This is a genomic window from Azomonas macrocytogenes, assembly GCF_014191985.1.
Taxonomy (GTDB): domain Bacteria; phylum Pseudomonadota; class Gammaproteobacteria; order Pseudomonadales; family Pseudomonadaceae; genus Azomonas; species Azomonas macrocytogenes.
This window is the reverse complement of sequence record NZ_JACHXI010000023.1, coordinates 16,513-36,040: the sequence shown is the minus strand read 5'-3', so window position 1 is coordinate 36,040 and position 19,528 is coordinate 16,513. Positions and strand designations below refer to the sequence as shown.

General features: G+C 62.1%; 16 protein-coding genes. 2 read left to right on the top strand and 14 right to left on the bottom strand.

The genetic code is table 11. The features are described from left to right. The first annotated feature begins 172 nt into the window (after positions 1-172). Both FHR87_RS16780 and FHR87_RS16775 read left to right on the top strand, forming a co-directional pair. On the top strand, positions 173-1,600 hold the full coding sequence (locus FHR87_RS16780) for an LLM class flavin-dependent oxidoreductase (RefSeq protein WP_183167892.1): 1,428 nt from the start codon (positions 173-175) through the stop codon (positions 1,598-1,600). Between the two features lie 33 nt (positions 1,601-1,633). Next, positions 1,634-2,875: an acyl-CoA dehydrogenase family protein gene (locus tag FHR87_RS16775; RefSeq protein WP_183167891.1), complete on the top strand. Its 1,242-nt coding sequence runs from the start codon at positions 1,634-1,636 to the stop codon at positions 2,873-2,875. Positions 2,876-3,115: 240 nt separating this feature from the next. Here FHR87_RS16775 and FHR87_RS16770 read toward each other — a convergent pair whose 3' ends face one another. From FHR87_RS16770 to ssuD, 14 genes are all read right to left on the bottom strand, one after another. Next, positions 3,116-3,481 carry a hypothetical protein gene (locus tag FHR87_RS16770; RefSeq protein WP_183167890.1) on the bottom strand — a complete coding sequence of 122 codons (366 nt, stop codon included), beginning with the start codon at positions 3,479-3,481 and terminating at the stop codon, positions 3,116-3,118. A gap of 14 nt (positions 3,482-3,495) precedes the next feature. Beyond that, the gene (locus FHR87_RS16765; RefSeq protein WP_183167889.1) at positions 3,496-4,728 is read right to left on the bottom strand and encodes an SfnB family sulfur acquisition oxidoreductase; all 1,233 of its coding nucleotides are present in this window, start codon (positions 4,726-4,728) and stop codon (positions 3,496-3,498) included. 256 nt (positions 4,729-4,984) lie between these two features. Beyond that, positions 4,985-5,746, bottom strand: coding sequence for an ABC transporter ATP-binding protein (locus FHR87_RS16760; protein ID WP_183167888.1), 762 nt, complete (start codon positions 5,744-5,746; stop codon positions 4,985-4,987). An 86-nt stretch (positions 5,747-5,832) separates the two neighbouring features. Continuing rightward, positions 5,833-7,167, bottom strand: coding sequence for an ABC transporter substrate-binding protein (locus tag FHR87_RS16755; protein ID WP_183167887.1), 1,335 nt, complete (start codon positions 7,165-7,167; stop codon positions 5,833-5,835). A 91-nt stretch (positions 7,168-7,258) separates the two neighbouring features. Beyond that, positions 7,259-8,593: an ABC transporter substrate-binding protein gene (locus tag FHR87_RS16750; protein WP_183167886.1), complete on the bottom strand. Its 1,335-nt coding sequence runs from the start codon at positions 8,591-8,593 to the stop codon at positions 7,259-7,261. A gap of 68 nt (positions 8,594-8,661) precedes the next feature. Continuing rightward, positions 8,662-9,726, bottom strand: a complete 1,065-nt coding sequence (locus FHR87_RS16745) for a branched-chain amino acid ABC transporter permease (protein ID WP_183167885.1) — start codon at positions 9,724-9,726, stop codon at positions 8,662-8,664. 4 nt (positions 9,727-9,730) lie between these two features. Beyond that, on the bottom strand, positions 9,731-10,612 hold the full coding sequence (locus tag FHR87_RS16740) for a branched-chain amino acid ABC transporter permease (RefSeq protein ID WP_183167884.1): 882 nt from the start codon (positions 10,610-10,612) through the stop codon (positions 9,731-9,733). Between the two features lie 197 nt (positions 10,613-10,809). Further along, positions 10,810-11,595: an ABC transporter ATP-binding protein gene (locus FHR87_RS16735; RefSeq protein ID WP_183167883.1), complete on the bottom strand. Its 786-nt coding sequence runs from the start codon at positions 11,593-11,595 to the stop codon at positions 10,810-10,812. Beyond that, positions 11,592-12,542 (bottom strand): hypothetical protein, encoded by a 951-nt coding sequence (locus FHR87_RS16730; RefSeq protein WP_183167882.1) that lies wholly within the window; start codon positions 12,540-12,542, stop codon positions 11,592-11,594. The genes FHR87_RS16735 and FHR87_RS16730 overlap by 4 nt, the downstream gene beginning before the upstream one ends. Before the next feature lie 48 nt (positions 12,543-12,590). After that, complete coding sequence (locus tag FHR87_RS16725) at positions 12,591-13,997, bottom strand: LLM class flavin-dependent oxidoreductase (protein WP_183167881.1); 1,407 nt, start codon at positions 13,995-13,997, stop codon at positions 12,591-12,593. A gap of 258 nt (positions 13,998-14,255) precedes the next feature. Further along, positions 14,256-15,590: an OprD family porin gene (locus FHR87_RS16720; RefSeq protein WP_183167880.1), complete on the bottom strand. Its 1,335-nt coding sequence runs from the start codon at positions 15,588-15,590 to the stop codon at positions 14,256-14,258. Between the two features lie 186 nt (positions 15,591-15,776). Beyond that, positions 15,777-16,967: a trans-sulfuration enzyme family protein gene (locus FHR87_RS16715; RefSeq protein ID WP_183167879.1), complete on the bottom strand. Its 1,191-nt coding sequence runs from the start codon at positions 16,965-16,967 to the stop codon at positions 15,777-15,779. A gap of 88 nt (positions 16,968-17,055) precedes the next feature. After that, the gene (locus FHR87_RS16710; RefSeq protein ID WP_183167878.1) at positions 17,056-17,904 is read right to left on the bottom strand and encodes an amidohydrolase family protein; all 849 of its coding nucleotides are present in this window, start codon (positions 17,902-17,904) and stop codon (positions 17,056-17,058) included. Further along, positions 17,901-19,037, bottom strand: coding sequence for an FMNH2-dependent alkanesulfonate monooxygenase (gene ssuD / locus FHR87_RS16705; protein ID WP_183167877.1), 1,137 nt, complete (start codon positions 19,035-19,037; stop codon positions 17,901-17,903). The genes FHR87_RS16710 and ssuD overlap by 4 nt, the downstream gene beginning before the upstream one ends. Between the last annotated feature and the right edge of the window lie 491 nt (positions 19,038-19,528).

The following is a 19,528-nucleotide window of genomic DNA, read 5'->3' as shown; positions in this document are numbered from 1 at the left end:
CAAAGTGTTGCCCCACATACATCTGTTATTTTCAAAACAATAAAAAAAGCGTGAAAACATGCTTCATTAAGTTCGGCACGAACCTTGCCATAAACTTTCAATACCAAGTCAGGAATGAACTCATTTAAAAAGAATACGTTTTAAACGTTATTAAAACAGGAGTTATTCGAATATGGCCTCTCGCATTATTCTCAATGCCTTCGACATGACCTGCGTCAGTCACCAGGCCGCCGGGACCTGGCGCCATCCAGAAAGCCAGGCATGGAAATACAAGGATCTCGATTACTGGGTCGACCTGGCCAAGCTGCTTGAACGTGGTTATTTCGATTCGTTGTTCATCGCCGACGTGGTGGGTGTCTACGATGTCTATCGCGGCTCGGTGGAAACCTCGCTGATTGATGCCGACCAGGTGCCGGTCAACGACCCATTCTTTCAGGTGCCGGCCATGGCCGCTGTTACCAAGCACCTGGGCTTCGGCGTGACCTCGGCGCTGACCTACGAACTGCCGTATGCGCTGGCACGTAAATACTCCAGCCTCGATCACCTGACCAAAGGCCGGGTGGCCTGGAACGTGGTGACCTCCTACCTGAACAGCGCCGCCCTCAATCTCGGCCTCAAAAAACAGATTTCCCACGATGAGCGCTACGACATCGCCGACGAATTCCTCGATGTCACCTACAAGCTGTGGGAAGGCTCCTGGGATGAGGACGCAGTACTGCGCGACCGTGAAAAAGGTGTGTTCACCGATCCAACCAAGGTTCACCCCATCGGTCACAAAGGCAAATATTTCGATGTACCTGGCATTCACCTCTGCGAGCCTTCGCCACAGCGGACCCCGGTGATCTTCCAGGCTGGTGCCTCCAGCCGAGGCCGCGACTTTGCTGCCAAGCACGCCGAAGGCGTATTCATCAGCCCGGCGACCCCGGAGCAGGCTCGAACAGTCTCCGACGATATTCGCGACCGGGCCGTACAAGCGGGCCGTCAGCGCGACTCGCTGAAAATCTTCGTCCTGCTCACCGTGATCACCGGCGAAAGCGACGAAGCTGCACAGGCCAAATACGAGGAATATCTGCAGTACAGCAACGGCGAAGGCATGCTGTCGTTCTATGGCGGCTGGACTGGTGTCGACTTCTCCGAGTACGACCCGGACCAACCGCTGGAAGCCATCGACAATGACAGCATCCGCTCGGTGCTGGAGTTGCTGTCAACCGCCGACCCGAACCGCAAGTGGACCCCCCGCGACATCATCAAACATCGCAGCATTGGTGGTCTAGGTCCGGTATTCATCGGCGGCCCGCAGAAAGTTGCTGACGAACTGGAGCGTTGGGTGGATGTCGGCGGCATTGACGGTTTCAATCTGGCCTACGCCATCACTCCCGGCACCTTTGAGGACTTCATCGAGTTCGTCGTCCCTGAGCTTCAGCGCCGCGGCCGCGTGCGCACCGCCTATGAAGGCGAAACCCTGCGCCAGAATCTGTTGGATGGCGATTCCTCCCATGTCGCCGACGATCATCCGGCAGCCCGCTACCGGGGGGCCTTTAAAGAAGGCGCCAATGCCACCGCCCATACCAGGCCATCGAAATTCTCCGATCTCGTCTGAAGCCACAGCCCTAGCCCAAAAGGAACCTAAGCCATGTCCAGCGCCCAGTCTTTCAATCCGCTGTCTCGCGGTAGCGACTATGAACAGCTCGCCAAGCGCTTCCGCCCGATCTTCGAACGCATTGCCGAAGGCGCCGAACAGCGCGAGCGCGAACGCAGCCTGCCGGTGGAGCAGATCCGCTGGCTGAAAGAGGCTGGCTTCGGCGCCGTGCGCGTCCCGCAGGAATACGGCGGCGATGGCGCCTCGCTGCCGCAACTGGTGCGCCTGCTGATCGAACTGGCGACTGCCGATTCCAATCTGACGCAGGCTCTGCGCGGTCATTTCGCCTTTGTCGAAGACCGGCTCAATGCGGCGCCGAGCCCCGAGCGTGATCGCTGGTTCAAGCGTTTCGTCGACGGCGATCTGATAGGTAACGCCTGGACGGAAATCGGTGCCGTGAAGATCGGCGACGTGGTCACCAAGGTCTCTCCCGAGGGCGATCACTGGCGGCTAGACGGCACCAAGTACTACAGCACCGGCAGCCTCTTCGCCGACTGGATCGATGTCTATGCACAGCGCAGCGATAACGGCGGCGATGTGATTGCCGTGGTCAGCACGCATCAGGACGGCGTCAAGCGCAGCGACGACTGGGACGGCTTCGGCCAGCGCACCACCGCCAGCGGTACCACTGTGTTCGAGAATGCCCGGGTCGAAGCCGAGAATGTCATCGACTTCGCCACCCGCTTCAAATACCAGACTGCGCTCTATCAGTTGAATCTGCTGGCAGTCCTGGCGGGCACCGGCAAGGCCATCGAGCGCGATATCGCCCGCCATGTCCGCGAGCGCACCCGTGTTTTCAGCCATGGTAACGCACCAAGGGTCAGTGAGGACGTGCAGATACAGCAGGTGGTCGGGCAGATTTCGGCACTGGTCTACGCAGCCGAAGCCACTGCGATTCGTGCCGCCGAACCCGCCCAATGGGCCTACGAGGCGCGTTTCGGCAAGGACGATGAAAACGAACGGCAAGCCAATATCGCCGCCGAGATTGAATCGGCCAAAGCACAGGTCGTCGTCGCCGAATTGATCCTGCGCGCGGCCAGCGACCTGTTCAACGCCCTGGGCGCATCGGCGGCACGAATCGACAAGGTACTCGATCGCCACTGGCGCAACGCCCGCACCGTCGCTTCGCACAATCCGCTGATCTACAAGGCGCGCATCATCGGTGACTGGCTGATCAACGGCACCGAGCCGCCCTATATCTGGCAGATCGGCGACGGGTCGGACAAGGCCGCCTGAAAGCCAGCCCTTTCAAGGTGTTTGGTTTCAAAACTCGGGATTTCCAGACCGCAGCCCCCGGAGCGGTACCGGAAGGAGGGAACCCCGACCGCAAAGCGGTTAGGGCCGGAAAGCACATATCGCAGGCACCCATGCGCTTCCCTCTCCCGCTAGTTGGGTGACTACGAGGAAACGAGGCATCCATAGGGTACGAGCCGCTGCCGACTGCTGAAGCTGAATGCCAACGCGCCGGCCAGCGCTTCAAGAAATAGCGACCGCATTGAGATAGTGATCGCCCAATTTACGCTGCTGTTCGAACAACAGCGGTTCCGGCTCACCAGCAGGCTGGTGAGGCAGATCGTTACCCGTCAACCTGCGCTGCAGCTCAGAGCCCAGCCTGGCCGCTTCCACCGCGGCCAAACGCGCTTCGATGGCAGCCGTGGCAGAGGTCCCGGCACGTTGCTGTAGGGATTCAGCGGCGTTAATGCGAACCTGCAGCTCACCGATACTGGCAATCACCAAGGCATCGTTTCTGCTCGGTTGTGTGCGCAAATATTCGACCAGGGCGGTCAGGGTATTGCGGGCATAGGCCAGATCCGGCTGGCTGTGGGAATGCGTATGGGGCATGGCTGGGAGCTCCTTCAATTCCAGGAATGACGTGCCGGCTTGACGCCATTGAGCACATGGTTGCCGATCAGGTGATATTTCCAGCGCACCGGATCGTGCAGGGTATGAGTGCGTGCATTGCGCCAGTAACGATCCAGATCCTGACGCGAGGACACCGAGCGCGTTCCACCCAGTTCGAACAGCTTGCTTGACGCCAGCAAAGCGATCTCGGTGGACAGAACCTTGGCCTGGCCGACGATCACCGAAGCCTCGGCCACACTTTCCTCGCTCGGTTCAGCCAAGGCGCGCTCCACTGCCTGGGCGGATTTTTCAAGGATTGCCTCGGCCGCGCGCAGGCGCCACGCCAATTCGCCGATGGCCGCCTGGCTCAGCGGATCCTGCCAGCCGTGCTCCAGACCGCTATCGACCCAGGGCCGGGCTTCGCGCGCGACACGCAGGGTCTCGGCGAAAGCGCCGCGAGCGATGCCAGTATCCACGGCGGCCTGGATGATCTGCGAAACCGGGCCGTCGGCGGTCGGCTGGTCATAGGCTCTCCAGGCCGGGATTACCTCACTGGCAGGAACCCGCACGTTCTCGATCAGTACCTTGCCGCTGGCGGTGGTGCGCTGGCCGAAACCGTCCCAGTCGTCGATGACCGTCAGCCCCTGGGCATCGCGCGGCAGGAAGGCGATGAACGGGCGATTCTCCCCATCCACTCCCACCACCGGCACGATATGGGCGAACAACGCACCGGTGCAGTAGAACTTCTCGCCATGGACGACCACCGTGTCGCCCTCGAAGCGAACCCTGGTTTCGAAGGCGGTGACGGTCTTGCTCCTGGCCTCGGAGAAGGCATTGCCAAAGCGATAGCCTTCCAGCACCTTGGCGAAGTAGCGCCCCTTCTGCTCTTCGTTGCCGGTCAGCAACAGGTTGTTGAGCACGCCGAAATGATTCTGCGGCAACTGGCCGAGGGAGGAATCCGCCGCCGAGATGGTAGCGACCACCTCGCTCAGGGTGCTCCAGGAAACACCGGCACCGCCATAAGCCTTGGGCACGGTAATCCCCCAAAGACCACTCTCAGAAAAGCGCTCAAGCTCCTCCCATGGCAGACGCCGCTCACGGTCGCGCTCGCCAGCTTCGCGGGCGAAGTCCTCGGCCAGCTGCTGAGCGACCTCGATTGCCTCGGCGTCACTGCGGATAAGCTTTGCCTTGCGTCGGGGCGTTGGCGACGCCTGCGCAGGCAGGTTGGAAACGGTGCTTTGGGTCATGCAATGGCTCCTTGCGGGACAGGTTTGGCCGAACAGGCTTGCCAGGCTTACAGCAGCACCCATGCCAACTTATTAAACCATTTAAAATCATATAGTTGAGCAGGATATCGATTTACCCCTGAAAGTCGCTCGACGGACAGTCTGTGGATTCGTTGCCCGCCAGCGGACAGTGATGAGGCAGAGCAGCCGTACATCCAGCGAACGCCACATAACTGGCGGACGCAGAAAGACGAATTCCAGACTCGCCAAGAAGAAATCAGGCACTGCGCCCCCCCAGATAGAAGTGTTGAATGTCTTCGTGCGCCTCGCCCTCGCCCACCACCCGACCGTTTTCCAGGATGTAGGCGTAGCCGGCATGGCGCAGGGCGACGTTGAGATTCTGTTCGGCGACCAGGAAACTCACGCCTTCCCGGGCATTGAGCTGGGCGACGATCTCGAAAATTTCCTCGACGAGGATCGGCGCCAGGCCCATGGAAGGTTCGTCGAGCAACACCAGTTTCGGCCGGGTCATCAGTGCGCGGCCGATGGCCAGCATCTGCTGCTCGCCCCCGGAGGTCAGCCCGGCCTGGGTCTTGCGCTTGGTCTTCAGACGTGGAAACCAGGCGTAGATGCGCTCCAGGTCCCGTTCCAGTTCGCGGCGGCCCGGATTGCGCAGGAAGCCGCCGCTGCGCAGGTTCTCCTCGATGCTCAGGTGCGCGAACACATGGCGCCCTTCGAGAACGTGGACGATGCCGCGGCGCGCCAGCTCGTTGGGCGCCACCCCGGCGGTATCCACGCCGAGAAAGCGGATGGCGCCACGGCTAACCTGGGCGCGGTCGGCCCGGACCAGGCCGGAGATGGCCTTGAGGGTGGTGCTCTTGCCGGCGCCGTTGGCGCCCAGCAAGGCGACAATGCCGCCCTGCCCGACGCGCAGCGAGACGCCGGCCACGGCGAGGATCGCGCCGTCGTAGATCACTTCGATGTCCTGCACGGCCAGCAGCTCGACGGGAGCGGCGGCGCAATGGGTCTGGCTGTTCATCAATGGATTCCTGTCGGTCAAGGCGGGCCAGGCTGTGCCGTTACCCGCCCGCTAGTGAGTGAATAGATCAGGCCAGGCGCAGCGCCTCAGCTCTCTGCGCCGCAATCACGCGGGGTCACGCTTTTCTCCCTAGCGTATTCCGCCGACTTGGCCTCGATCAGAGGGCGCAGGGTCTGGCGGTCGGCCTGTACCCAGTCGGTGATCAGCTTCCACTGGCCACCGTCCCACTGTTGCACCTTAGCCGCGCCACCGCCCTCATGGTCGTTGCAGGACAGCTTGAGTGGTTGCATCAGGCCGAGAAAACCGATTGTCTCGAGGCGGGCAGCGTCGATGTTCAGGTGCTCCAGCCCCCAGCGGCCTTCGTCACCCTCCAGCGGACGCTTGCCGAATTTTTCCTGCCCGGCGCGGATCGCCTCCACAGCAATGGCGGCGTTCACCAGACCGGAGTTGTAATAGACGCTGCCGAAACTTTTCGGGTCCTTCAGATCGCTCTTGCCCTTATCGAGGATATGTTCCTTGATGCGCTTGTGGATCTCGAAGCCGGCGCCACCCGGATAGGGCGTGAGCGCTAGATAACCCTTGCCGGCCGAGCCAGCGGGTAGCACGTCCTCGTCGGAACTGGCCCAGATATCGCCGACGATGCGCTCGACCGGAAAGCCGAAGCGCGCTGCGGTCTTGATCGCCACCGGGGTGGACACGCCCCAGGTGCGCAGGAATACCCAGTCCGGCTTGAGCTGGCGTACCTGGCGCCACTGCGCCGACTGCTCGTTGCCCGGGTCGGCCACCGGTATCTGGATGTTCTCGAAACCGTACTTTTCCGCCAGCAGCTTCAGCGGACCCTGGGTTTCCCGGCCATAGGCGGAGTCGTGGTAAACGGTGGCGATTTTCTTGCCCTTGAGCTTATCCAGCCCGCCCTCGCGTTCGGCGACATAATTGATGAAGGCCGAAGCCTCGCTGTAGAAGGTCAGCATCACCGGGAAGTTATAGGGGAACACGCTCCCATCAGTAGCCTCGGTGCGACCGTAGCCGAGGGTGATCAGCGAAATCCTGTCGGCGGCGGCCTTGTCTGCCAGGGCATAGGCGGCCGGGGCACCGTTGGGTTGGTAAACCGCCACCGGCGCGCCGTTCAGGCCGTTCTTGAAGCGCTCGTAGCACTCGATGCCCTTCTCCGCCGTCCACTCGGTCTCGCACTCCTGCCATACCAGTTTGACGCCGTTGATGCCGCCTTCCACCTCGTTGATATAGCGCAGGTAATCGATCATCCCGGCCCACACCGGGATACCGCTGGAGGCATAGGCGCCGACCCGGTAGGTGGCCAGCGGAAAGAACTGTTCGTCGGTTGCCGCCTGGGCGGGCAAGGTATTGCAAATGCTCAGCGCGAGGAATGCGCCGACGAAGGTGCGTTTCAAGGTTGCATGCATGTCGTTACTCGCTCGTATGAATCGAAAGACCGGCGCTATTGCCGCCTCGCACCGGCGTTGTTCCAGATGCCGGGTAAATAGTTGCCTCGGCTCAGCGCTCGGCGGCGCAGTTGCGCGGGGTGATGCCCTTTTCCTTGGCGTAGGCGGCGGACTTGGCTTCGATCAGCGGGCGCAGGAGTTGGTGGTCGGCGCGAATCCAGTCGGTCACCAGTACCCATTGCTGGCCGTCCCATTGCTGTACGCGGGCGGCTCCACCGCCTTCGTGGTCGGAACAGGAAAGTTTCAGCGGCGCCAGCAGACCCTCGAAGCCGATGGCCTTGAGGCGGGCAGCGTCGATGTCCAGGTGCTCGAAGGCCCAGCGGCCCTCCTCGCCATTCAATGGACGGTTGCCGAATTTCTTCTGCCCAGTGCGCAACGCCTCCACGGCGATGGCCGCATTGATCAGGCCGATGTTGTAGTAGACCTCGCCGAAATACCGCGTGTCTTTCAGGTCGCTCTTGCCTTGGTCGATGATGTACTGCTTCAAGCGCTGATGGATCTCGAACGCCGTTCCACCGGGGAACGGCGCCAGCGCCTGGTAGCCCTTGGCCGCGCTACCGGCCGGGATCACGTCGGCTTCGGAACCGGCCCAGACATCGCCGACGATGCGCTCGACCGAGATGCCGAAGCGCGCCGCGGTCTTGATCGCCACCGGGGTGGACACGCCCCAGGTGCGCAGGAACACCCAGTCCGGCTTGATCTGGCGCACCTGGCGCCATTGCGCGGATTGCTCGTTACCGGGGTCGGCCACCGGTATCTGGATGTTCTCGAAGCCATACTTCTCCGCCAGCAGCTTCATCGGCGCCTGGGTTTCGCGACCGTAGGCGGAATCGTGGTAGACGGTGACGATCTTCTTGCCCTTGAGCTTGTCCAGCCCGCCCTCGCGCCCGGCGATGTAGTTGATGCCCACCGACGCCTGGCTGTAGTAGTTCATCAGGATCGGGAAGGCGTAGGGGAACACGCTGCCGTCGGTGGACTCGGTGCGTCCGCCGCCGCCATCGATCAGTGGAATTCTGTCGGCGGCGCCCTTCTCCATCAGCGCATAGGAGCCCGGCGTGCTATGGGTGAAGAAGAAGGCGGTCGGCGCGCCATCCTGGCCAGTCTTCAGGCGTTCGTAGCACTCGACGATGCGGTCGACGTTCCACTCCGTCTCGCACTCCTGCCAGACCAGCTTGACGCCGTTGACGCCGCCTTCCACCTCGTTGATGTAGCGGAAGTAGTCGATTTCGCCGGCCCACCAGGGGATGCCGCTGGAGGCATAGGCACCGACCCGGTAGGTGGCCATCGGAATGAATTGCGCGTCGTCGGCCGCCCACGCCTCCGGCGGGCTGGCCTGAAGGCCCAGGACAAGGCTGGCGACCAGGGAATACTGCAAGGTTTTACGCATGTCTTTCACTTCTGCTGGTTGGGTATGGATTCATCCCTCCCGAGGTCGGGTCAGGTGGTCGAAAGCGATCAGAAACGCAGCGGCCAGACCCGCAAGCGTTCGCGCAGATTATCGAGCAGGCGGATCAATCCCTCCGGCTCCTTGATCAGGAAGGTGATGATCAATGCGCCGAAGATGATTTTTTGCAGGTTCTGCAATTGCCCGGCATCGACGTGGCCGCCGAACAACCACTGGCCGGCCTGATTGAGAAAGATCGGCAACAGGCTGATGAAGGCGGCGCCGACGAAGTTACCGGCGATGCTGCCCATGCCGCCGATAATGATGATGAAGAGGATCTGGAACGAACGGTTGATATCGAAGCTCCCGGCGCTGGCGGTGCCCAGGTAGGCGAAGGCCCAGAGCGCGCCGGCCACGCCCAGGTAGAAGGAACTGACGGCGAAGGCCAGGCGCTTGTAACGGTCCACCGGGATGCCGATCACCGCCGCGGCGGTATCCATGTCGCGGATCGCCATCCAGTTACGGCCGACCTGGCTACGCACCAGGTTGACCGCCACCCAGGTCAGCAGCACCACCGTGCTCAACACCAGCAGGTAACGCCCCACCGGCGAGGCCAGGCTGTAGCCGAACAGCTCCAGGCGCGGCGCACTGATGGTGCCGGAGGAGCTGTAGTTGTAGAACCAGGGGAACTTGGTGAATACCCATTCGAGGAAGAACTGCGCGGCCAGGGTGGTGACCATCAGGTAGAAGCCCTTGATTCGCGAACTCGGAATGCCGAACAGGAAACCGACCGCCGCAGCGATCAGCCCGCCGCCGAGCAACGCCAGTGGCAATGGCAGCCCCGGTACGCGCAACAGCAGGCTGTAGGTGGCGAAGGCACCCACCGCCATGAAGCCGGCGGCACCCACCGAAGTCTGTCCGGTATAACCGGTCAGCAGATTGAGGCCGAGCCCGGCCAGCGACAGCACTAGGAACGGGATCAGAATGGCATTGAGCCAGTAGTCATTGCCCAGCCAGGGCAGCACACCGAAGGCAGTCGCCAGCAGCACCAGCAAAGGCCATGGCAGATGCCGGGCGACCAACTCCACGGGGGCGTTGTCGACAGCGGCGGACAGAGGGTGAGAGGTTGCAGTCATGAGGTCACACTCGTTCGATGGTGCGCTCGCCGAACAGACCGGCGGGACGGATGTAGAGGAAGATCAGGGCGAGGAAGTAGGCGAACCAGGGCGTGATGCCGCCGCCGATCAGCGGACCGATGTAAGCCTCGGCGAGATTTTCCGCCGCACCGACGATCAACCCGCCGACGATAGCCCCGCCGATGGAGGTGAAGCCGCCGATGATCAGCACCGGCAGCGCCTTGAGCACCACCAGCGAGAGGGAAAACTGCACTCCCTGGCGCGCGCCCCACAGGAGCCCGGCGACCAGCCCGACCACCCCGGCCACCGCCCAGACGATCTGCCAGATGCGGTTCAGGTTGATGCCGATGGACAAGGCCGCACGGGTATCGTCGGCTACCGCGCGCAGCGACACGCCGATCCGCGTGTGGTTGAACAGCAGCGCCAGCACGATCACCAGCAGCGCCGCGGTAGCCGCCGCCACCAGATCGAACTGGCTGACCATGATCTCGCCGAAGAACAGCGGCACATCGTCGATGCCCAGATCCAGCGCACGCACCTGGGCGCCCATCAGCCCCTGGGCCAGCCCCTCGATGATGAAGGACAGGCCGAGGGTGGCCATGAACAGGGTGATCTGCGAGCGGTTGACCAGCGGGCGCAGCACGGCACGCTCGATGATCAGCGCGCCGATGGCCATCACCACCGAGGTCAGCAGCAGGGCCAGGACGAAGGGCACACCCTGCTCCTGCAGGCTGACGAAGGTCAGCGCGGCGAACAGCAGCATGGCGCCCTGGGCGAAGTTGAACACACCGCTGGCCTTGTAGATCAGCACGAAGCCGATGGCTACCAGCGAATACAGGGTTCCGGCGAGCAGGCCGCCGATCAGCGTTTCCAGAAAGAAGGTCATTTCGACTCCTGAATATTTTCCGCGCTCACCTGTAGGAGGAGGAAAACGAAAAACCCCCTCTCCCCGGCCTTCTCCCGCAAGCGGGAGAGGGAGAACTGCCCTGCCATTCCCCCGTCCACCTGCGGAAGAAGGAAAACAGCCCCGATACTCCCCTCGCCCACTTGTGGGAGAGGGGCCAGGGGAGAGGGAGAAAGCCTCTAATGCCGCGTCCCCAGGTAAGCGGCGATCACTTCGGGATTAACTTGCACTTCGGCCGGCGTGCCGTCGCCAACCTTGCGGCCGTAGTCGAGCACGACCACATGATCGGACAGGCCCATAACCACGCCGATGTCGTGCTCGATCAGCACCACGGTAGTTCCTAGGTCGCGGTTGACATCGGCGATGAAGCGACTCATCTCGTGCTTTTCCTCGGCGTTCATTCCAGCCATCGGCTCGTCCAGCAGCAGCAGGCGCGGTCCGGCGATCAGCGCGCGGCCCAGTTCGACGCGCTTTTGCAGGCCATAGGCGAGATTGCCCACCGCCACTTCGCGCCAGGGTTGCAGTTCGAGGAATTCGAGAATGCCCTCAGCCTGCTCACGAAACTGCTGCGCCTCACGCCGGGCGCGCGGCAGGCCGAAGGCCTGTTCGAAGAAATGGCTGCGCATGTGCCGCGACAGGCCAGTGAGGAGGTTGTCGAGCACGCCCATCTTCTTGAACAGCGCATTGTTCTGGAAGGTACGCCCGATACCCCGGCGCGCCGCCTCCAGTGGATGAATGCGGCGGAAGTGCTCGGTCTCGAACACCACCTCTCCGGAATCCGGGCGATACACGCCGTTGAGGATGTTGAGCAGCGAACTCTTGCCAGCGCCGTTGGGGCCGATCAGCGCACAGATCTCGCCGCGACGCACGTCAAACGACAATCCGGAGATTGCCTTGACGCCTTTGAACGACAGGGAGATATCGCGCACCTCGAGGATCGCCTCGATACTCGGAACACTGCTCATGCGGCCTGCTCCCGGTCCTCGCGAAGCCAGCCGTAAGCGTGTGGCAGCGCCACCACCGACGCGGGTCCGGGAAGAATCGTGCGCAGACGACGCAGGCCGAGCAGCTCGCGCACCCGCCCTTCAATCCAGCGCCGAATACCACGCTGGGTATCACGCGCGGCCCAGTCGCACAGTCGGCGACGCCAGCTATCGGCAGGTGCCAGGCGATGCTCGATCTCCTCGGCCAGCGCCTGCTGACGCGCTGACGACAGCAACAGAGTGACGGGAGAAACCTCGCGACGGTCGCGCGCCGCCGACTCGCTGTTTTCCGGGAAGGCCAAACCTTCACCGCGATCCAACCAGCGTTCAAGCAGCAGCGACAAGCCTTCGCGCCACTCGCTACCCTCCTCGCTCCACAGGCTGTCCTGTTCCTCGAATGCTTGCCAGGGCTGGGGCAATGCCACGGCCGGCGGCCCGGCCAACGGCAGCACCCGGCAGTTGCCTTGCTGGCGCGGTGCCGATCGGGCGGAGAACAGCAATAACTCGTGCGGTTGTTCGGCACCGACTTCCAGCCAGCGGGAGACCGCCTCGCGACTCTGCAAAAAGGCATGGCTCGGCCGGTAGCGCAGCAGCCACACACGCAGCTCTTCGCCCGCAAGCTGCCGCGCCGCCGAAACAACCTGGCCGCCGGCGGCCAGGGCCGCCAGGGCGAACAGGATCAGCGTTGGTTCCAGGGCGCCGCACAGCGCCAAGCGCGAATCAGAGCCGAATCCCTGGCGCCGCAACAAGGTCTCCAGCCGGGCGACCTCGGGCGGCACCTCGGCCCAGCGCCAGGCTTTCCAGCGCCCGCGCCGCTTGTGGCACAAGGCGATCGAGAGCGGGCGGCTGACGGCCCAGCGCCGCAACGACTCGGCGGCATTGACTGGCAAAGCGTCGGCGCTGGCCAGACCCGATTCATACACGCGCATGGCATTTCTCCCCGCAGGCCTCGTGGCCCGCCTGTAACCAAGGATGGGTCAAGCGATGGCCGCTTTGCTGCTGGGCTGCGTCGCGAGGGCGGCGAGGTCACGGTAGCCGGCGCCCGGATGGCTCTCCGGCAGCCGCGGGCCGGCGCCGAACAGCTTCTCGCGCAAGGTGCCGGGCGCGTATTCGGTCTTGAACGCGCCGCGCTTCTGCAACTCGGGCACCAGCAGCTCGACCACATCGACGAAGGTTTCGTGGGTCACCGCGTAGGCCAGGTTGAAGCCGTCCACATCGGTCTCCTCGACCCATTCCTGCAACTGATCGGCCACAGTTTGCGCGCTGCCGACGAACAACGGACCGAAACCGCCGATACCGACCCAGTCGGCCAGTTCTCGGACCGTCCACTGCTTGTTCGGATCAGCCGTGGAGAACGCCTCGACCGCCGACTGAATGGCGTTGGTATGAATGTGCTTGAGCACCTGATCGGGTCGGTACTGGCCGAAGTCGATACCGGTCCAGCCGGAGATCAGCGCCAGCGCGCCCTCGTAGCTGACGTAGGACTTGTAGTCCTGCCACTTGGCCTGGGCCTGGGCATCGGTCTCGCCGAGGATCACCGTTTGCAGGTTGAAGATGCGCACCTGGTACGGATCGCGACCGGCTTCGGCGGCGCGGCGGCGGATGTCGGCCACGGCGTTTTTGAGAATGACCTTGGACGGCGCGGCGACGAACACGCACTCGGCATGCTCGGCGGCGAACTGCTTGCCACGATTGGAAGCGCCGGCCTGATAGAGCACTGGAGTGCGCTGCGGCGAAGGCTCGCAGAGGTGGATACCAGGCACCTGGAAGTGTTTACCAAGATGATTGATCTCGTGGATCTTGCTCGGGTCGCTGAAAATACGCTTTTCGCGGTCGCGCAGTACCGCGCCCTCCTCCCAGCTGCCCTCGAACAGCTTGTAGAGCACTTCCAGGTATTCGTCGGCATAGTCGTAGCGATCATCGTGGCCGCCCAAAGCTTTCTGTCCCAGGTTGCGCGCGCCGCTGTCCAGATAGGAAGTGACGATGTTCCAGCCGATACGCCCCTTGGTCAGGTGATCCAGGGTGGAAAGGCGCCGGGCGAAGGGATAGGGATGCTCAAAGGTCAGCGAGGCGGTCAGACCGAAGCCCAGGTGTTCGGTGACCAGCGCCATCGGCGTGATCAGCGCCAGCGGATCGTTCACCGGCACCTGGGTGGACTGGCGGATCGCCGCCTCGCCGTTGCCGTTGAGCACGTCGTAGATGCCGATCACATCGGCGATGAAGATTCCGTCGAGCTTGCCGCGCTCAAGCAATTTTGCCAGATCGGTCCAGTATTCCAGGTCCTTGTACTGCCAGGCACGATCGCGTGGGTGCGCCCACAACCCGGGGGACTGGTGGCCGACGCAGTTCATCTCGAAGGCATTGAGGCGGATTTCGCGAGGCATGGGGTTCTCCTTGAAAAGTACCTACGGGCAAATTCGTCAAAGCGCGCCGCCTGGACGACACACTCGCTGGGATACCTTTCGCAGAAACCGTGCCACAAGTATAAATAGTTTAAAATCAATAACTTAATAATAAAAATTGAATTCCAAAGTGTATCTGGAGACGGCAGGCTGCTGATCGGCTGTTGAAGTGGAAACAGTTGCTGATCTGCGGGGAAAATGGCAGGCGCACAAGGTCCGTCCAGACAGAATCTCTGCTCGTCAAAGCAGGTTCAGAGGGTATTCGAGGATCAGCCGCAGCTCGTCGATGTTGGCTTCGGCGGTGTGGCCACCGCCTACTCGGTGAGTGGCTTGCAGGATGGTGAAACTCAGATCCTTCGCCGGTCCTTCCTGTACCGCATAAGTGACCCAGAAGTCACGCTCCCAGTGGCGACCGTCGCGGATGCCTTGGTAGGCAGCATAGCCCGGCCCGACGTGGCGACCGTCGATATCGGTACCCCGCACGTAGCGGGTAATGAAGCTCAGACCGGGAAGGCCAACAGCGGCAAAATCGTAGTCATAACGGAACATCCAGGTGCGCTCGTTAGGATTATTGAAGTCGGATATTTGCGAGCCGGTATTCAGGAAGAAATCCCAGGTGTTGTACACATAATCGAATGGCGAGTCCTTATCGATCCGAGTATGCGTCAGGGTGAAGGCGTGGGCGCCGGCGGTCAGGCCGACATGGGCGCTCCAGGAGTCGTTGTCGATATCGCCCAGCAGCGATTTGCCGGTATCGCGGGTACGGAAGTATTTGAACCCTGCGTTAAGGCTCAGGCTCTCGGCTAAGGGTTGCGTCCAGTCGACATACAGGGCCGTCTGATTCCAAATGTCATCAAGCTTGCCATGGTGCAGTTTGACGGCGAGCCGGTCGTTGAAACGATAATCGGCACCCACGTAGACAAAATCGTCGGACTCCTTGAAGCGCCCGCCGTAAGCGGTACCCAGATCACCATTGTGGGCAGTGGCGGCACGTTCGCTGGAGGACTCCAGCTTGCCACCCTGCAGGGTCAATCCCCTGATCGAAGTATTGTTGAAAAGCGTGCCGCGAAAGCTCTGCGGCAGTAGACGGGTGTCGCTCGAATACAGTACAGGACTCTTTATATGGTGGTCGCCATAACGCAGTTCAGTATTCTCGAACAGGCGCATCTTCAGCGCGACGTCGATCTTGCCAAACTCATCCTTGGGCTTTCCATCATAGTTATAGCCACGCCGAGGAATGAGACCACTGCAGCACGTACCATTACCAACCAGACCGTTGCCGCCGTCCAATTTGACCCCATACAAGCCGCGGACATCCAACCCGAAACCGACCACCCCCGGCGTGAAGCCGGACTGGAAGGTGGCAATCACACCATGCGCCCACTCGGAATTGCGGCTCTTGTTCTCACCATTCTGCGGGTTGGTAATGCCGTCACCGTTGCGATAATCCTGGGTCATGTAGAAATTTCGGTTGAGCACCTTAAAGCTGGCATCCTCGAAGAAACCCTCTCCGACCGCGGCCAGCGGAATGCTCATGGCAACGGAAAAGGATAGGGCGCGGGTTGAGTTTTGCATGGACTGGTTCCTGTCGATTGATCATGGCCGTTTCTCCTCGGTGGAGACGCGACATGCCTCATCTCAACATCCATGCCACAATAAAAACTCAATTTATTCAAATGGTTAAATGCGCACCCCGGATAAACCCGAAACCCGTATCCAAACAAAATGCCCGTTCGCTGTTGCCTGCCGGGCAGCGGCGGATCAGAGCCGATCCAGCGCCTGGATGAAATCGCCGACGATATCCACACTCTCCTCAATACCTACCGAGACCCGTACGGTGCCGTCGTGGATATCCAGCTCGGCGAGGGTCTCCGAGTTCAGGTTGCGGTGCGAGGTCTTGCCCGGATGGCTGATGCTGGTTGCCACTCCGGCCAGCGAGGGGGCGAATACCGCGAGCTGCAAGGCCTGGATCAGCCGGTCCACCTCGTCCAGCCCGCCCTTGAGGGTAAAGCTGAGCATGCCCGAACTGCCCTGGGGAAACAGCCGTTGCGCCAGGGTGTGATTCGGGTGCGAGGGCAGATCCGGGTAGTACACCCGCGCCACCTTCGGATGCGCCTCCAGCGCTTCGGCCAGCGCCAGGGCATTGCGCGAATGGGCCTGCATGCGCAGGGCCAGAGTCTTGGCGCCGCGAAAGGTCAGCCAGGCCTCGAATGGGCTGGCGCTGCCGCCGGCGTTGATCTGGAAGCGCCGCGCCCGAGCCACCCACTCGGCATCGCCGACCAGGATGCCGCCGGTGGCATCGCTGTGGCCGTTGAGGTACTTGGTGGTGCTGTGCAGCACCAGGTCGGCGCCGTGGTCCAGAGGACGGAACAGCGCCGGCGACAGGAAGGTGTTGTCCACCAGTAGCTTGAGATCGTGCGACTGCGCCAGCGCGGCCAGCGCCGGCACGTCGCTGACCCGCAACAATGGATTGGAGGCAGTTTCCGTGTAGATCAATCGGGTCCGTGGCGTGATCGCCGCTTCAACAGCGACCAGATCGCCGATATTCACCAACGTGACGGCGATGCCGAAGCGCGCCAGTTCCTTTTCCAGCAAGCTCTGGGTGGTGCCGTACAACTCGCGGCTGGCAACCAGGTGGTCGCCGCTATCCAGACTGCCCAGCAGCGCCGCGCTGATCGCGGCCATGCCGGAGGCGCAGAACAACGCCGCCTCGCCGCCTTCCAGTTCGCGGATCAGCGCCTCCAGCGCCGCCGGATTGGGATTGCCGAGGCGCGTGTACATGTAGTTGTCGGGATTGCCGGCCAGGAAGTCGTCGACCTGCGCCAGCGACTCGTAGACGAACACCGAGGTCTGGTAGATCGGCAGGATCTTGGGCTGGGTGACCCTTTGGCGGTCGATGTCGTTGCCAGCGTGTACGGCACGGGTGGAAAAGCCTGGGAAGCGTTCGGACATGGGAGGACCTGCGAAGCAAAGGAAAGGCGTCGGCGTTTTCACCCGGCGGCCGGGCGCAGACAGAGGATCGCCCGCGCCCGGCCCGGTTTCAAGCGAGCCCGAACAAGCGCGCCGCGTTGCCGTACAGCAGCTTGTCGATCACGCTTTCGTGAAAACCCAGGCCAAGGAAATCGGCGATGGACTGGTGGATCGGTCGGAACGGGTAGGAAGAGCCGAACAACAACTGATCGGAAAGGAAACCATTGGCCGCCTGGACGAACGCCTCGCTGCCGGGCAGGAACAGGTACATGTCCGGCACCGCCAGGATATTCTCATAGCGGAAGGCCACGCCCAGCAGTTGCTGAACATTCGGCCAATAGCCGTGGTAGCAGACGATCCGCAACTGCGGAAAATCGCGGGCGATCTTTGCCAGCCGGCCCGGATCGTTGAACGCCGGGTCCGGAGTGGTCGGCCCGGACATCAGAAACAGCGGGATACCCCGTTGAGCCAGGTGCTCGTACAGCGGGAAATACAACGCATCGTCGGGGTGCCGGGCCGGTTCGCCGAAGCCCGGCTCCAGATCGATGCCTGCCAGTCCCAGGCGATCGATGGCGCGATCCACTTCGGCCAGGGCTGCATCTATTCCCTGCAACGCCGGATCGACGCCAGCGATACCCAGCAGCTCATCATGCCCCTGCACGATTTCGTGGATGAAATCGTTGGGCAGGTGCTGGCTCGGTGTGTGCCGCCCCACCACCACCGCCTTGCTCAGCCCCGCTTCGCGGACTTCGGCGAGAAAGCCCTCGGCGGTCAGCGAGCGCTCGAAGTGCGCATCCGGGCCACGGGTGCCGACCCGCCGATTCAACCAGCGGGCGGTAGCATGCTCGGGCGAGCCGGGCGTGGCACCGAAGAAGTCGTGCAGGTAGGCTGGCCGGCAACGCATGTCGATCACGTTCATGCCGCCGCCTCGCTATTTTTAGCGCGGATATCGAAGGCGCCGCCGGTCAGTACCTGGTCGGTCACGGTAACCGGCTGTTTACCGGGCAATAGAGGGAAGACCAACTCGGCGAAACGGATGGATTCTTCCAGATGCGGATAGCCGGACAGCACGAAGCTGTCCACGCCGAGATCGGCGTACTCCTTCAGCCGCGCGGCCACCGTCTGCGGATCGCCCACCAGCGCCGTACCGGCACCGCCGCGCACCAGACCGACACCGGCCCAAAGATTGGGGCTGACTTCCAGCTTGTCGCGCCGGCCGCCGTGCAGCGCGGCCATGCGGCGCTGGCCTTCGGAATCCATGCTGGCGTAGTTGGCCTGGGCCTGGGCGATGGTCTCGTCGTCCAGATGGCTGATCAGCCGCTCGGCAGCGGCCCAGGCTTGCTCGTTGGTCTCGCGCACGATCACGTGCAGGCGCACACCGAAACGCACGGTACGGCCATATTTCTTTGCCCGCTCACGCACATCGGCGATCTTTTCCGCCACCGCCGCTGGCGGCTCGCCCCAGGTGAGATAGGCATCTACATGCTTGGCCGCCAGTTCATGAGCTGCCGGCGAGGAGCCGCCGAAATACAGCGGCGGATAAGGCTTCTGTATGGGCGGGAAGAAATTCTGCGCTTGCTGCACGGTAACGTGCTCGCCCGAAAAATCGACAGTCTTGCCAGCCAGTAGATCGCGCCACACCGTGAGGAATTCGTCGGCAGCCTGATAGCGCTGGTCATGATCGAGGAAGACGCCTTCGGCAGCCAGTTCAGTGGCATCGCCACCCGGTACGACATTGAGCAACAGTCGGCCATGCAAGGCCTGGTCGAGCGTAGCGGCCTGGCGAGCGCAGGCGGTGGGCCCGCTGACCGAGGTGCGCAGAGCTACCAGCAACTTGATGCGGCTGGTCACCGGCACCAGGCTGGCAGCAGTAACCCAAGGGTCCAGGCAGCTGGCTCCGGTGGGAATGAGCAGACCGTCATAACCCAGGCTTTCAGCCGTAACGGCAATCTGCCGCATATATTCGTTGGTAGCCGGCCGACCGGAGGATGATTTGCCCAGATAGCGTGTATCGCCGGAAGTAGGCAGGAACCAGAAAATATCCAGACTCATGAATGAGCTCTCACAAACAGAAGAGGGAAAAGCCGGGAAACCTGCAGATACACACTCGGCAAGCGGTGCGGTACTGCGGGCTCGGCACTTCTCCTTTCTTCAGCAAGGGCTGTACCAGCCAGCATGCCCGCACCTCGCTGCTGCTTGCCCACAAGCCAGGCCTGGCGCGGCTTGCCGCCCTTCCCTGGCCAGCCTTTGGCCACTGTCGCAAAACCGCTACTGCGGCGGCCTACTGTTGCCCCCGATACTTTACCTGTTGATTTGCTGTTGCTCGATCAACACCACCCATATGACAAGTGTTGCCTGGCAAACACAATCGCGGCATCAACACCTCTCTCACAACCTCAGCAACTAAGTTAATAACTAAAGATTATTTATTTTTATTAACTTAGATCATTTAGCTTGCTTGCTGGACAGTTTGCAGCCATGTCGACGCCGGCTTCTACAGCGAAAACCGACACCGCACTGTTGCTTGTGAAACATTCCGATAA

Coding starts and splice junctions, on each gene's coding strand:
- FHR87_RS16780 (WP_183167892.1), top strand. CDS start 173: ATGGCCTCTCGCATTATTCTCAATGCCTTCGACATGACCTGCGTCAGT.
- FHR87_RS16775 (WP_183167891.1), top strand. CDS start 1,634: ATGTCCAGCGCCCAGTCTTTCAATCCGCTGTCTCGCGGTAGCGACTAT.
- FHR87_RS16770 (WP_183167890.1), bottom strand. CDS start 3,481: ATGCCCCATACGCATTCCCACAGCCAGCCGGATCTGGCCTATGCCCGC.
- FHR87_RS16765 (WP_183167889.1), bottom strand. CDS start 4,728: ATGACCCAAAGCACCGTTTCCAACCTGCCTGCGCAGGCGTCGCCAACG.
- FHR87_RS16760 (WP_183167888.1), bottom strand. CDS start 5,746: ATGAACAGCCAGACCCATTGCGCCGCCGCTCCCGTCGAGCTGCTGGCC.
- FHR87_RS16755 (WP_183167887.1), bottom strand. CDS start 7,167: ATGCATGCAACCTTGAAACGCACCTTCGTCGGCGCATTCCTCGCGCTG.
- FHR87_RS16750 (WP_183167886.1), bottom strand. CDS start 8,593: ATGCGTAAAACCTTGCAGTATTCCCTGGTCGCCAGCCTTGTCCTGGGC.
- FHR87_RS16745 (WP_183167885.1), bottom strand. CDS start 9,726: ATGACTGCAACCTCTCACCCTCTGTCCGCCGCTGTCGACAACGCCCCC.
- FHR87_RS16740 (WP_183167884.1), bottom strand. CDS start 10,612: ATGACCTTCTTTCTGGAAACGCTGATCGGCGGCCTGCTCGCCGGAACC.
- FHR87_RS16735 (WP_183167883.1), bottom strand. CDS start 11,595: ATGAGCAGTGTTCCGAGTATCGAGGCGATCCTCGAGGTGCGCGATATC.
- FHR87_RS16730 (WP_183167882.1), bottom strand. CDS start 12,542: ATGCGCGTGTATGAATCGGGTCTGGCCAGCGCCGACGCTTTGCCAGTC.
- FHR87_RS16725 (WP_183167881.1), bottom strand. CDS start 13,997: ATGCCTCGCGAAATCCGCCTCAATGCCTTCGAGATGAACTGCGTCGGC.
- FHR87_RS16720 (WP_183167880.1), bottom strand. CDS start 15,590: ATGCAAAACTCAACCCGCGCCCTATCCTTTTCCGTTGCCATGAGCATT.
- FHR87_RS16715 (WP_183167879.1), bottom strand. CDS start 16,967: ATGTCCGAACGCTTCCCAGGCTTTTCCACCCGTGCCGTACACGCTGGC.
- FHR87_RS16710 (WP_183167878.1), bottom strand. CDS start 17,904: ATGAACGTGATCGACATGCGTTGCCGGCCAGCCTACCTGCACGACTTC.
- ssuD (WP_183167877.1), bottom strand. CDS start 19,037: ATGAGTCTGGATATTTTCTGGTTCCTGCCTACTTCCGGCGATACACGC.